The following is a 13,499-nucleotide window of genomic DNA, read 5'->3' as shown; positions in this document are numbered from 1 at the left end:
GGATGACCAGGCCGAGACCTTCCTGCTGCGCGCACTGCGCGGTTCGGGCGTCGATGGCCTTGCAGCGATGTCCGCACGCAGCCGTCTTGGCGAACATCACCTGTGGCGACCACTGCTGTCGACGCCGCGCACCGCGCTGCTCGACTACGCCCAGCAGCACGCGCTGCAATGGATCGAAGACCCCAGCAACGCCGAAGACCACGCCGATCGCAACTTCCTGCGCCTGCAGGTGTTGCCGTTGCTGCGCCAGCGCTGGCCGCACGCGGCGGCGGCATTGGCCGGCAGCGCGACGCATTGCCGGCAGACCCGCGAACTGCTGGACGAGGAAGACGCCGAGCTGATCGCGCACCTGGAAGTGGCACCGCGCGTGCTGTCACTGGAACTGCTGCGCCAAGTGTCGCCGGCGCGCGCGGCACGCGTGCTGCGCGCCTGGGTGATCGGCCACGGCGCAGCACCGTTGCCGGCCACGGTGTTGCAGCAGGCGCTGGAGGAGCTGTTGCCGGCCGACATCGACCGCCAGGCGCGTGTGCGCTGGCAGGATCACGTGATCCAGCAATGGCGTGACCATGCCTACCTGCTGCCGGCCCGGCTGCCCTCGCTGCCCCTCGACTGGCAGGCCGCCTGGGATGGCCGAGCACCGCTGCCATTGCCCGACGGTGGCCAGCTGAGCCTGCTTGGCGCCAGCGCTTTCGAACAACCACTGCAGGTCCGTGCACGCGTGGGCGGTGAGCGCATCCTGCTGCCGGGTCGCCAGCATTCGCATGCGCTGAAGGACTGCCTGCAACGCGAACATCTTGCCCCCTGGCGACGCGCCCAGCTGCCGTTGATCTTCGATGGCCCGCAGTTGCTGGCCGCCGCCGACGTGGTCATCGCCGCGCCCTTGCAGGCCTGGTTGCAGGCCAACGAGGCACAGCTCCAGTGGCGTCCCGGCGGCTGGTGAATTGACCCCCGCGCGCGGCCCGTCCACACTTGCCGCATGGCCAATAAGTCCCCTGAAAACGCCTCCCCGGTCGCCCAGTTCGAGCAGTCGCTCGAATCGCTGGAGCAGCTGGTGGAGCAGATGGAAACCGGCGAGCTGAGCCTGGAAGCGTCGCTCAGTGCTTACGAACGTGGCGTCGGTCTGTACCGCCAGTGCCAGCAGGCACTGGAGCAGGCCGAACTGCGTGTACGCCTGCTCAGCGATCCGGCGCAGCCGGAAGCCTCCGAGCCTTTCGATCCGCCCAGCCATGACGGCTGAGGTTCTGTTCGAGCGCTGGCGCGACCGTATCGAAAGCCAGCTCGACGCTGCCCTGCCCTCGCCTGCCGAAGCACCGCAGCGCCTGCACCAGGCCATGCGCTATTCGGTGCTGGGCGGTGGCAAGCGCATGCGCCCGCTGCTGGTGTATGCCAGCGGGCACCTGTTCGGCGCGCAGCCTGAAAGCCTGGACGCAGCGGCCATGTCCGTCGAGCTGATCCACGCCTATTCACTGGTGCATGACGACCTGCCGGCAATGGACGACGATGCCCTGCGCCGCGGCAAGCCGACCACCCACATCGCCTTCGACGAAGCCACCGCGATCTTGGCCGGCGACGCACTGCAGACCCGTGCCTTCGGCCTGCTGGCCGATGCGCCACTGCCCGCCACGCTGCGCGTGGCCTGCCTGCAGACCCTGGCCCACGCGTCCGGTGCCTCCGGCATGTGCGGCGGCCAGGCGCTGGACATCGATGCCACCGGCCAGCAGCAGACACTGGCAGCATTGACCCGCATGCATGCCCTGAAGACCGGTGCGTTGATCCGGGCGGCGGTACGCATGGGCGCGCTGTGCGGCCAGGCCCACGGACCGCAGCTGGCCCAGCTGGACAGCTTCGCCGATGCGCTTGGCCTGGCCTTCCAGGTGCGCGATGACATCCTCGATGTCGAAGCCAGTTCCGAACAGCTGGGCAAGACCGCCGGCAAGGACCAGGCACAGGACAAGAGCACCTTCCCCGCCCTGCTCGGCATGGACGGTGCGAAGGCGCAGCTGCAGGAACTGGCGGCACGCATGCAGGCCCTGCTGGCCGGGTATGGCGACGAGGCCGATGCGCTGCGCGCACTGGCGACGCTGGCGGTGGAACGCGATCACTGATCGCTGCACGCGGCCCGGCATTTCCCGCACACGAAAACGCCCGGCAATGCCGGGCGTTTTCAGTTCCGCGTGCGGACGATCTTACTTGATCAGGCGCAGCGCGAACGGGTAGCGGTAGGCTTCGCCGTTGTTGGCCTTGACCGCAGCGATGATGCTGAACACCAGGCTGATGATGCCGACGATCGGCGCCAGGATGCCGCCGATGATCACGATCATCAGGATCATGCTGATGATCATGGCGATGGTCACGGTGATCTGGAAGTTCAGGGCTTCCTTGGCCTGGTCGGTCACGAAGGCCTTGCCCGCGTCATCCTTGTTGATCAGCCAGATGATCAGCGCGCCGATGAAGCCGGTGAAGATGCCCAGCAGGTGCGCGGCCAGGGCCATGGTGCGCTGGTCGGCCGGGACGTCGGTGGTGGCCGGCGGCGGCGGGACGTTATCGAATTCACTCACGACAAAACTCCTTTTCATTGGGTGGTCTTGACCAACCAGCACCCAGCTGATTGCGTCAGGCGCGCATAGCTTACGCCATCGACGGCATCAATCATTACCTGCGATGGTCATCCGCCCCAACAGGATCGAACCGGTCCGGATGTGCGAGCGGGGATCGACGTCGCTGCCGACCGCCTCGATGCTGCTGAACATCTCGCGCAGGTTGCCGGCGATGGTGATCCCGTCCACCGGGTACTGGATCTCGCCGTTTTCGACCCGGAAGCCACCCGCGCCACGCGAATAGTCGCCGGTCACGCCGTTCACGCCCTGCCCCATCAGCTCGGTCACCAGCAGGCCGTCGCCCATCTGCCGCGCGATGTCCTGCAGGGAGCCGGCGTTGGCCGCCAGCTGCAGGTTGTGCACGCCGCCGGCGTTGGCGGTGGTCTGCAGGCCCAGCTTGCGTGCCGAGTAGCTGCCCAGCACATAGCGCTGCAGCACGCCGTCGCGGACCAGCGCCGAGGCCCGGGTGGCGACGCCATCGCCGTCGAAGGCTGCCGAGCGCAGGCCGCGGCGCAGGTGCGGCAGCTCCTCGATCTGCATCCATTCCGGGAACAGGCGCTGGCCAACGCTGTCCAGCAGGAAGCTGGCCTGGCGGTACAGGGCACCACCGGACACCGCCGACAGCAGATGCCCGACCAGGCTGCGCGCCACTTCCGGGGCGAACAGCACCGGCATGCTGCCGGTGGCCAGCGATCGCGGCTGCAGGCGGGCGACAGTGCGCTCGGCGGCACGACGACCGACCAGGCCGACGTCCTCCAGGTCCTCGCGAGCCAGCGCACTGGTGTACCAGCCGTCACGCTGCATGCCATCGCCCTGCCCGGCGATCAGCGCACAACCGACCGAATGGTGGGTGCCGCGCTCACGGCCGATGAAGCCATGCGAATTGGCATAGACCGACAGGCTCTGCATGCTCGACACCGAGGCGCCGTCGGAATTGCGGATCTGCGCATCGGCCTCACGGCCTGCGGCTTCGCAGGCCAGGGCCAGGTCCACTGCCTCGTCGGCCTGCAGCGCCCACGGGTGCCAGCCATCCAGGTCCGGGAAGTGGGTGGCCATCAGGTCCGCCTCGGCCAGGCCGGCGGCCGGGTCGTCCTCGGTATGCCGGGCGATGGCGCAGGCCTGCTCGACCGTGGCCGCCAGGCTGGCCTCGTTCAGGTCGCCGGTGCTGGCGCTGCCCTTGCGTTGGCCGAAGTACACGGTGACGGCGATGCCGCGGTCGCGGGTGGACTGCACGGTTTCGACCTCGCCGAGGCGGACATTGACCTCCAGCCCACGGTCTTCGCTGCAGCTGACTTCGGCCTGGCTGGCGCCCAGCGCGCGGGCGCGGTCAAGCAGCTGCTGGGAGAGGTCGGCCAGCCGTTCCAGCCGGGCCGGGCTGTCGTCGCCGACAGCGGCTTCAGGGGCGATCACGTTCAATGCTTTATCCTGTACGGGTTGGGCCCGGCATCACGCCGGGCGACTTTTTTTGAAATCAGGTATGGACGATGCGCGGACGCGACGAAGAAACCGGTGAATTCCACGACAAGAGCCGCAGCCAGAACCGGCGCGACGCGCTCGACGTCCTGGCCCTGGGCGAAAAACTGGTGTCGCTGACACCGGCCCAGCTGGCGCGCCTGCCGATCCCGGAAGACCTGCTGCCGCACATCGCCGAGTGCAAGCGCATCACCGCCCACATCGCCCACAAGCGCCAGCTGGCGTTCCTGGCCAAGCACATGCGCCGCGAAGAAGACGCCACGCTGGATGCGATCCGCGATGCGCTGGATGCCAACAGCGAAACCGGCCGCCGCGAGGTGGCGATGATGCACCGCGTGGAAGACTGGCGCGAGCGCCTGCTGGCCGAAGGTGACAAGGCGCTGGCCGCCCTGCTGGACGACTACCCGCAGGCCGACCGCCAGCAGCTGCGCACGCTGGTGCGCAATGCGCAGGCCGAGAAGGCGAAGAACAAGCCGCCGCGTGCCTACCGCGAGATCTACCAGGTGCTGCGCGCACTGATGCTGCCGGCGGCGCTCGGCCTGAAGGCCAGCGCCGAAGACGCCGGCCACATCGAGACCGACGAAGCCGACGAGGACTGAGTCCGCGCCGGCGCGGGCGGTGGCGCTGGCCATCGCCCGGCTCAGGCCTGGGTACCGCCGACGGTGATGCCCTCGATCAACAGCGACGGCTGGCCGACACCCACCGGCACACTCTGCCCGTCCTTGCCACAGATACCCACGCCCTCATCCAGGGCCAGGTCGTTGCCGACCATGCGTACCTTCTGCATGGTCTCCGGACCGTTGCCGATCAGGGTCGCGCCCTTCACCGGCGCGGTGATGCGGCCATCCTCGATCAGGTAGGCCTCGGTGGCCGAGAACACGTACTTGCCGCTGGTGATGTCGACCTGGCCGCCGCCGAAGTTGACCGCATACAGGCCTTTCTTCACCGAACGGATCATTTCCTGCGGATCGTGCTGACCGGCACGCATGTAGGTATTGGTCATGCGCGGCATGGTCAGGTGCGCGAACGATTCGCGGCGCCCGTTGCCGGTCGGTGCCATGCCCATCAGGCGTGCATTGAGGCTGTCCTGCATGTAGCCGACCAGGATGCCGTCCTCGATCAGCGTGGTGCACTGGCTCGGGTGGCCTTCGTCGTCGATGTTGAGCGAACCGCGACGCCCGTCGAGGGTGCCATCGTCGACGATGGTCACGCCTGGTGCCGCCACGCGTTCGCCAATGCGGCCAGCGTAGACGCTGGTGCCCTTGCGGTTGAAATCGCCTTCCAGGCCATGGCCGACCGCCTCGTGCAGCAGCACGCCGGGCCAGCCCGGGCCCAGTACCACAGGCATCACGCCGGCCGGTGCCGGCACGGCGTCCAGGTTCACCAGCGCCTGGCGCAGGGCCTCGCGCGCGAACGCTTCCGGGCGGCCATCCGCGAACAGTTCCTCATAGCCATAGCGGCCACCGCCGCCGGCATAGCCCGACTCGCGGCGACCGTTGTGTTCGACGATCACCTGCACGTTCAGGCGCACCAGCGGGCGCACGTCAGCGCCCAGCACGCCGTCGCTACGGGCGATCAGCACCGTATCCACGCCACCGGACAGGCTGACCATCACCTGCTTCACGCGCGGGTCGGCGGCACGCAGGTAGCCGTCCAGGCGCTTGAGCACCTCGACCTTGGCCTCGTTGCCGACGCCATCGATGGGATCCAGCGCCGGGTACAGCGCGCGTGCATTGCCGCGCAGCAGCGAGCGCCCGGCCTGCGCGCCACCTTCGCGCGAGATCGCACGCGCCGACTGCGCCGCGGCCAGCAGCGCGTCGGCATGGATGTCATCGGAATAGGCGAAACCGGTCTTCTCGCCGGAAATCGCGCGGACACCCACGCCTTGCTCGATGGAGTGGGCACCGTCCTTGACGATGCCATCCTCCACGCTCCAGCTCTCGCGGCGAGCATGCTGGAAATAAAGGTCGCCGAAGTCGACTCCGGGGCCGAGCAACTGCCCGAAGGTGCGCTCCAGGCCAGCGGTATCCAGGCCACCGGGGCGCAGCAGGCGGTCTTGGGCAAGCGTCAGGGCGATATCAGTCATGGTCTCGATCTGGGGGTGCGGGGGCGCTCAGGCAAGCCCCGTGAACAGGAGGTCCACGCTCAGCGCGAGCGTGGCAGGTCGGTAACGGTCGGCGGAACGGCCGGGACCGGGCTCGGCACGGGCGCTGGCGGGGTCTTGTCGCGGCTGCGTTCAATCACTTCCACCTTCGGCTCCTTCCATGGGCCGGTCACCTTGTAGGTGCGGGCGCCGATCTCGCCGAGCGGCTTGGACAATACCGCATTGGTGGCCGCGCCGAGCGCCGCGCCCACCGGGCCACCTGCCACCGCGCCGACCACGGTCAGCAGGTTGCCGGCGCGCGGGTTGACATCGATGGTCTGGTCGAACTGCTGGTTGCGCAGGTCGGCCTGGCCACGGATGGTGATGTTCGCCGCCGGACCCTCGATCAGTACCTTGTCGGTGCGCGCCATGCCCTGCCCGAACTGCACGCTGCCATCCACCTGGTTGAACGCGAAGCCCTTGGAGAAGAAGTCGCGGAAGTCGAACATCAGGCGACGCGGCAGCTGGGCCACGCTGAGCAGGCCGAGCACGCGGCCAGCGCCGGGCTCCAGTTCCAGCAGCTGGCCGTTGCGTGCGTGCAGGTCCAGGCGCCCTTGCAGGTTGGCCAGCTGGAAGTCCGAGGGCCCCCCGCTCCACGACGCCTGCAGCTGTGCCTGGCCGGAACCGCCCCGCAGCTGGCCACCGTAGTCGAGGTTCTGCATCAGGCCCCCCAGGTCTTCACTGCGCACCTGCGCGGTCAGCTCGGTGCGGGCGCCACCGGTGCGGCCCAGCCAGCGGCCACTGATGTCAATCTCCTGGTCCGGTGCACGGAAGCGCAGCTCGTCCACGTTCAATCCGTTGGCCAGCGGCCGCGTGCGCAGCACCGCCTGGCCGAGCACGACTTTGCCGAACTGCAGGTCGGCGATGTCCAGCGCGAACGGCGGCAGCTTGGCCGGATCCATGTCATTGGCGCCCGCCTGCACCCGCACTGGCGCGGCCGCGCCCGGTGCCGGCGGCAGCGACTGCCAGTGCACGCGGTCGAGTTGGCCGCTGATGGTGCCCCCTTCGGCATTGGGTACGGTCAGGCGACCGGCCAGCGAAGGTCCGTCCAGCCGCACATCCAGTGCCTGCGGGCCCGGCTGCAGCTGCAGGCGGGTCTGTTCGAAGACGCCACCGATCAGCATCAGCTTGCCAACCTGCACGTCCACCGCGCGCAGCGGCATGCCGTCATCGTCATTGCCACCACGGGCCAGGCCGATCCACTCCAGCGCATCCAGGGTCGGGCTGCGACCATTGACGGACAGTCCGCTCGGCGGCGGCTCGCGATCGGCATGGTCGCTGCCCAGGGTGACCTGCACACCGGTGCGGTTGTTGTGGCTGCGCGCGGCCAGGGCCAGGCGCTGGCCAAAGGCCACATCGATGCGACCAGCGCCCATCGGCAGCTGCGCGGCCACCGTGGTCGCCAGCGGCTCGGCGGCCGGCTTGTCCAAGGGCGCCGGCAGGTCCAGGCGGGTTCCCACCAGATCCGAACTCAGGCGCAGCTCGCTGGGCGGTGCGGGCGCTCCCGGTGCCACTTTGGGGAGGTTGACCGCAATGGTCCATGGCGAGGTACCGGCGATATAGGGCTTGAGCCACGCCATTTCCGGGGCGCGGTCAATCAGCACGCCGGCGTCGAGGTTGGCCGCCAGCTGCGACTCGAACGCCAGCCTACTGTCGTGCACGTAGCCGCCGGCGCGCAGGCTCAAGCGGCCGTCCTGACCAAGGTGGCGCACCGCCAGTTCCTCGGCACCGAAGCCGCCATTGCTGTAGCGCGCCTGCCCATGCATGTTGTCGAAGGCCAGCTGGAAGCGCTTGTCCACCAGCTTCACACCATTGAGGTCGACCGTGCCCTGCAGGTGACCGCCGCCTTCATCGTGGTGCAGCGGCTGCAGCAGGTCGAAGGTCACATGCGCCGGGCCGCTGGCGACCAGGTTGTCCAGGGTATCGCCATAGTCCTTGTGCAGCGGGCTCTGCCGCAGCATCGCAAGCAGCTTGCCCGCATCGCTGGGCGCATCCGCGCGCACATACAGCGGCTGCTGGCCGAAGTCCGGAATGCCCGCTTCGAATGCCTGTACCGCCACGCCGGCCAGATCGCCGCGCCCACGCATATCGAAGCCGGGGCCGATGAAGGCGATATCGGCATCGACCTGGCGCATCAGCGGCCAATCGTGCTGGAAGCGGATCTCGCCGTTGGTGATGTGTCCGGTGGCCTCGAAGCGGCCATCATGGTTGTCGAACGGCCAGTCATCCAGGTCACCACTGACCAGGCCGACACCGTTGCGCACCTGCCCACCGGCCAGTGCCATGTCCAGCCAGTCGGTAGCACCTTTGCTCATCTTGGAATGGATCCAGAACCGCTTGGCCGCGGTCATCGGCACATCGTCCAGCTTGGCCGCCAGCTGCAGCCACGGCCGCGTGCCGTCACCCTGGAACCAGACGCCGCCACGCACATCGGCCGCGTAATCGGTCCCTTCCACCCGCATCGCCGCAGTGCCGATGCGCCAGCCACCGGCCTCGTCGCGCCAGCCCACCACCTGCCCGGCCAGATGCAGGTCGTGGCGCACGCCGAAGCCCGTCGGCCAATCGAACTGCAGCTGACGTTGCGGCTGCAGCTGCAGGCTGAAGCCATCGGCATCGCCCTCGAAGCGTCCCCCCAGGCCACGCAGGCCCGGCGAGTGACCCACGCTGGCGAAGCCCAGCGACTGCAGCTCACCCTGGACCCACAACGGGCCATCACGTTCGCCGGCCAGCTGCAGCTCACGCACATCCAGCTGCGGTTTGGACAGGAACAGCCAATGGCGCAGGCCGGGGTCGAGGCGATCACTCAGCGCCAGGGCGCGCAGCGCGGTACCGGCCTGTACCTCGCCGGAACCAACCCGCAACTGCTTGCCGACCTGCAGGTGCAGGCCATCGAGCTGTTGTTCGCCGTCTTCCGTCTTCAGACGAAGGCGCGGCACCTGCAGCGCCCAGCCATCGGCCTGGCGCTGCCAGCGCAGGCGGGCCTGCACGCGCTGCAGCTGCAGCTGCGGAGCAGCCACGTCGGGCATCGGTGCGCCATCGATGCGGACGTCACGCAGGTCCGAATCAGTGGTCAGGGCCACCGGCGCGAAATCGCGCAGGGTCAGCCACAGGTTCAGTTCGCCCTTGCCCTCGCGCAGGCGGATGCCCCCGGCCGCCAGCAGCGGCGACCAGGCGTGGAAATCAACGGGGTCTGCGCCAAGCCAGGCCTGGCCGTTGCCGCCTGCGCGGTCCACGTCCAGTACCGCAGTCAAAGGCAGCGCGTCGGCCTGTGCCCATGCCCGTACGCCCACCCGCAGGCGCTGGCCGTTGACGCGCAGGCGGAGGTCGATGCGCGGCAGCGTGGTGTCGATGCCCAGGCCCGGCGCATGCACGCCCAGGCGGCCACCGATCACCTGCAGTTCGCCCAGCCGGCGCAACGCGTCCAGCGGATCGCCGCCGGTGTTGGACTGCGGCAGGCCACGCACCGACCAGCGGCCGTCCTCGCCCTGCTGCAGGTCCAGTGCCAGGCCACGCAGGCGCAGTTCGGTCAACGAGCGGCCGGGCAGCAGCCCGCTGTACATCGACACCAGCACCTCGGCCTCGCCGATCGCCAGGCCCTGGCCGGCGCCGATGCGCAGGCCCTTCAGCTGCAGCAGCGGACCACGCCGGGTCCAGGCCGTCTGCAGCTGATCGAAATGCACCGGCTGGCCGGCGCGTTCACTCAACCAGGCGGCAATCCTGTCGGGATGCCGCTCGGCCAGCGGCAGCAGCTGGCTGAGAGTGCCCACCAGCAGTGCCAGCCCGACCAGGCCCACCGCGCAGGCGGCAATGAAATGACGGCGGATCCTTCGCAGTCGCAGGCGCGGCGGCGCGCTCATCGGCCACCGCCGGCCTGCGGCCGGCGAGGATCAGAGCAGAACGACATCGAATTGCTCCTGCAGGTACTGCTCGTCCGCCTGGAAGCGGATGCTCTTGCCGAGGAATTCCTCCAGCTCGGCCACCGCCGAGGATTCCTCGTCGGTGATGCGCGCCACCACCTTGGTCGAGGCGATCACCAGCAGGCGCGCGGCATCGAACTGGCGCACGGCACGGGTGATCTCGCGGAAGATCTCGTAGGTCACCGTTTCGGTGGTCTTGATGCTGCCACGGCCGCTGCACTGCGGGCAGGTTTCCGACAGCTGGCGCTCCAGGCTTTCGACCGTGCGCTTGCGGGTCATTTCCACCAGGCCCAGCGGCGAGAAGTCGTACACCGTGGTCTTGGCATGGTCGCGGGCCAGCGCCTTTTCCAGCGTGCGCAGCACCTGGCGGCGATGCTCGGCATCATCCATGTCGATGAAGTCGATGATGATGATGCCGCCCAGGTTGCGCAGCCGCAGCTGCCGTGCCACTGCCTGTGCCGCTTCCAGGTTGGTGCGGAACACCGTCTCTTCCAGGTTGCGCTGGCCGAGGAACGAACCGGTGTTGACGTCGATGGTGGTCATCGCCTCGGTCTGGTCGATCACCAGGTAGCCACCGGATTTCAGCGGCACCTGCTTGTCCAGCGCACGGCCGATCTCGTCCTCCACCCCGAACATGTCGAAGATCGGGCGATCACCGGCGTACAGCTCCAGCTTCTCGGCCAGCACCGGCATGTACTTGGCAACGAAGGCCTGCAGCTGGCCGAAGGTCTCCTTCGAATCCACCTTCACCTTGTCCACATCCTTGCGGATCAGGTCGCGCACCGAACGCAGCGGCAGGCTCAGGTCCTCATAGATGTTGCTGCACGAGGCCGCTTCGCGGCCGCGGCGCTCGACCACGTTCCAGACCCGCGACAGGTAAGCGATGTCCTCGGCGATGGCCTCGGCCGGCTGGCCTTCGGCGTTGGTACGCACGATGTAGCCGTAGCCGCCATGCTGCGCAGACAGCTCGGTCACCAGGGCCTTCAGGCGGGCGCGCTCGGCCTCATCCTCGATGCGCGCGGACACGCCCACGACCTTGGATTGCGGCAGCAGCACCATGTAGCGCGACGGAATGCTGATCTGCGTGGTCAGGCGTGCCCCCTTGGTGCCGATCGGGTCCTTCACCACCTGCACCACGATGTCCTGGCCGTCACGCAGCAGCTCGACGATGGGCACGCTGGCCGGCGGCGGCAGGGTGGTGTTCTCGGTGTCGGCGCTGGCTACCGGCGCCGGGCGCACCACGTCGTTGGCGTGCAGGAACGCGGCGCGCTCCAGCCCCACTTCGACGAACGCGGCCTGCATGCCGGGCATGACCCGCTGCACCTTGCCCTTGTAGATGTTGCCGACCACGCCACGGCGCCAGCCGCGCTCGATGTGCAGTTCCTGCAGCATGCCGTTTTCGATCACCGCGACCCGGGTTTCGCGCGGGGTCACATTGACCAGGATTTCCTCAGACATCGGCAGCCTCCCTGGCGGCATCAGCAGTTGGGGCCGGCACGCCGCAGCGCGCCAGCAGACGATCGGTGTGCAGCAGCGGCAGTCCCATCACGCCGGAGTAGCTGCCGGAAAGATGTTCGATCCAGCGTTCGGCCCCGCCCTGGATGGCGTAGGCGCCGGCCTTGTCCAGCGGCTCACCGGTGGCCACGTAGGCGGCGATGTCGGCGTCGGCGATAGGCGCGAAGGTCACTTCGGAAATGACCAGTTCGCTGTCCAGACCATCCGCACCGACCACCACCACGGCGGTCATTACCTGATGGGTGCGCCCGGCCAGTCGCGCCAGCATCGCGCGCGCGTCGGCGGCGTTGGCCGGCTTGCCGAACACTTCACCGTCCAGCACCACCTCGGTGTCCGAACCGAGCACGCGCGCCTGCGGGTCTCCGGTCAGCACCCGGACCAACCCGGCGCGTGCCTTGTCGGCGGCGACCCGGCACACATACTGTTCGGCACTCTCGGTCGCGGCACGCTGCTCGACGACCTCCAGGTCCAGGGCCTGGAAGGGGCGTCCGAGTCGGGCCAGCAGCTGGTTGCGTCGGGGGGAGCGGGAAGCAAGATAGAGCATCGGCACAGCATAACCTGAGCCCGTCACCTGAATCGTCGGCAACCCGTTACGGAACGCGTACAACCCCGAACGGGCTCACAGCGCGTTCATCGCTGCGACACCACCCTCACCGCACAACAAGGAGATCCCATGCGCCTGACCGCCACCCCGCTGCTGCTCGCCCTGTCCCTCGCCCTTGGAACCTCGATGACCGCCCATGCCGCCCCGTCGTCGCCGTCGATCGCCGCCGCGGCCGAAGGCACCCTGCTGAACATCTCGGCCAACGCCGAGGCCACCCGCGTGCCGGATGTCGCCACCCTGTCGGCCGGTGTGGTCACCCAGGCCGCCGATGGCAACAGCGCCATGCGCCAGAACGCCCAGCAGATGGACAAGGTACTGGCCGCGATCAAGGCCGCCGGCATCGCCGAACGCGACGTGCAGACCAGCGGCGTCAGCCTCAACCCGCAATACCGCTATGCCGACAACGAAGCGCCGAAGATCACCGGCTACCAGGCCAGCAACACGGTCAGCCTGAAGGTCCGCGACATCGCCAAGCTCGGCAAGGTGCTGGACGCGCTGGCCGCGCAGGGTGCCAACCAGATCAACGGCCCCAGCTTCGAGATCGACCAGCCGGAACCGGTCTATGACGAAGCCCGGCTCGCCGCGCTGAAGAAGGCCCAGGCCCGTGCCCAGACCTATGCCAAGTCGCTGGGCCTGCAGGTGCGCCGCATCGTCAGCATTTCCGAGAACGCCGGCGGCGGCTACCGTCCGATGCCGATGATGCGGACCATGTCGGCCGGCGCGGCGATGGACAAGGCCACCCCGGTCGCACCGGGTGAATCGACCGTCTCGGTCAACCTGGACGTGGTGTTCGAACTGGGTCGCTGATCCCATCCCTTCCGTTGGACAGAGGCGGGTCCCGCAGGGGGCCCGCCTTTTTCATGTGAGCCGGGGCGGCTGGCTGAAGGCCAGCCCAACGATCCTGCCCCTGCCTCTAGGCAGTGGCCGGGCCCTGGCGTTAATGATTGACTGCCAGCCGCGTGCGGCAACCCCGCCACGGGCCCTGGTGCGTTGAGGACTTCGTCACTGGCATGGAGGTGGACCATGGTTCGTACGTATCCCGTTGCATCCCCGCACTTCGACCCCGCCCGCGTTGCCGCTTGGAGCGCGGCCATCGCCCTGCACCTGCTCGCGTTCCTGTTGCTGCTGATTCCGGCGACCTACCAGGCCGTGCAGGTCCCGCGTGACAAGACCACGGTCCGGCTGATCGAGAAGATCCCGCCCCCGCCGCCCCCGCCGGTGCTGCAGGAACCGAAGGAAGTCGCCCGGGT

11 protein-coding genes and 1 pseudogene are annotated in these 13,499 nt (G+C 68.5%); 6 read left to right on the top strand and 6 right to left on the bottom strand.

What is annotated here, in order from left to right; all coding sequences use genetic code 11:
• From tilS to QRO91_RS19020, 3 genes are all read left to right on the top strand, one after another.
• On the top strand, positions 1-940 hold a 940-nt coding region (gene tilS, locus QRO91_RS19030), incomplete at its 5' end, for a tRNA lysidine(34) synthetase TilS (RefSeq protein WP_285310518.1).
• Between the two features lie 36 nt (positions 941-976).
• Positions 977-1,237: an exodeoxyribonuclease VII small subunit gene (locus tag QRO91_RS19025; protein ID WP_285310517.1), complete on the top strand. Its 261-nt coding sequence runs from the start codon at positions 977-979 to the stop codon at positions 1,235-1,237.
• Entirely contained in the window at positions 1,227-2,105 is an 879-nt protein-coding gene (locus QRO91_RS19020) for a polyprenyl synthetase family protein (protein WP_049428319.1), read from the top strand. The genes QRO91_RS19025 and QRO91_RS19020 overlap by 11 nt, the downstream gene beginning before the upstream one ends.
• A gap of 81 nt (positions 2,106-2,186) precedes the next feature.
• Here the strand turns inward: QRO91_RS19020 and QRO91_RS19015 are convergent, their stop codons facing one another.
• Both QRO91_RS19015 and pmbA read right to left on the bottom strand, forming a co-directional pair.
• Positions 2,187-2,558: a DUF4870 domain-containing protein gene (locus tag QRO91_RS19015; protein ID WP_049428316.1), complete on the bottom strand. Its 372-nt coding sequence runs from the start codon at positions 2,556-2,558 to the stop codon at positions 2,187-2,189.
• 87 nt (positions 2,559-2,645) lie between these two features.
• Positions 2,646-4,013 (bottom strand): metalloprotease PmbA, encoded by a 1,368-nt coding sequence (gene pmbA, locus QRO91_RS19010; protein WP_049428314.1) that lies wholly within the window; start codon positions 4,011-4,013, stop codon positions 2,646-2,648.
• A gap of 68 nt (positions 4,014-4,081) precedes the next feature.
• On the opposite strand from pmbA, the gene yjgA reads away from it, so the two are divergent.
• The gene (gene yjgA, locus QRO91_RS19005) at positions 4,082-4,669 is read left to right on the top strand and encodes a ribosome biogenesis factor YjgA (protein WP_049428313.1); all 588 of its coding nucleotides are present in this window, start codon (positions 4,082-4,084) and stop codon (positions 4,667-4,669) included.
• 41 nt (positions 4,670-4,710) lie between these two features.
• Here yjgA and tldD read toward each other — a convergent pair whose 3' ends face one another.
• From tldD to QRO91_RS18985, 4 genes are read right to left on the bottom strand one after another with little or no spacing between them, the layout of a single operon-like run.
• Complete coding sequence (tldD, locus tag QRO91_RS19000; protein WP_106550599.1) at positions 4,711-6,156, bottom strand: metalloprotease TldD; 1,446 nt, start codon at positions 6,154-6,156, stop codon at positions 4,711-4,713.
• A 59-nt stretch (positions 6,157-6,215) separates the two neighbouring features.
• The gene (locus QRO91_RS18995; RefSeq protein ID WP_100443787.1) at positions 6,216-10,070 is read right to left on the bottom strand and encodes a YhdP family protein; all 3,855 of its coding nucleotides are present in this window, start codon (positions 10,068-10,070) and stop codon (positions 6,216-6,218) included.
• A gap of 30 nt (positions 10,071-10,100) precedes the next feature.
• Positions 10,101-11,588, bottom strand: a complete 1,488-nt coding sequence (gene rng, locus QRO91_RS18990) for a ribonuclease G (protein WP_049428958.1) — start codon at positions 11,586-11,588, stop codon at positions 10,101-10,103.
• On the bottom strand, positions 11,581-12,189 hold the full coding sequence (locus tag QRO91_RS18985; RefSeq protein WP_049428957.1) for a Maf family nucleotide pyrophosphatase: 609 nt from the start codon (positions 12,187-12,189) through the stop codon (positions 11,581-11,583). The genes rng and QRO91_RS18985 overlap by 8 nt, the downstream gene beginning before the upstream one ends.
• Before the next feature lie 129 nt (positions 12,190-12,318).
• Between QRO91_RS18985 and QRO91_RS18980 the strand changes: the two genes are divergently transcribed.
• Together QRO91_RS18980 and QRO91_RS18975 are read left to right on the top strand one after the other, a co-directional pair.
• Positions 12,319-13,056, top strand: coding sequence for an SIMPL domain-containing protein (locus tag QRO91_RS18980; protein ID WP_049428956.1), 738 nt, complete (start codon positions 12,319-12,321; stop codon positions 13,054-13,056).
• Between the two features lie 216 nt (positions 13,057-13,272).
• Positions 13,273-13,499: pseudogene (locus tag QRO91_RS18975) on the top strand (energy transducer TonB); the annotation flags it as partial.

Source organism: Stenotrophomonas maltophilia group sp. Smal32 (assembly GCF_030237085.1).
GTDB classification, from domain to species: Bacteria; Pseudomonadota; Gammaproteobacteria; order Xanthomonadales; family Xanthomonadaceae; genus Stenotrophomonas; species Stenotrophomonas maltophilia_Q.
Note: the sequence above shows the minus strand (reverse complement) of the source record. Positions and strands in the feature narration are given on the sequence as shown.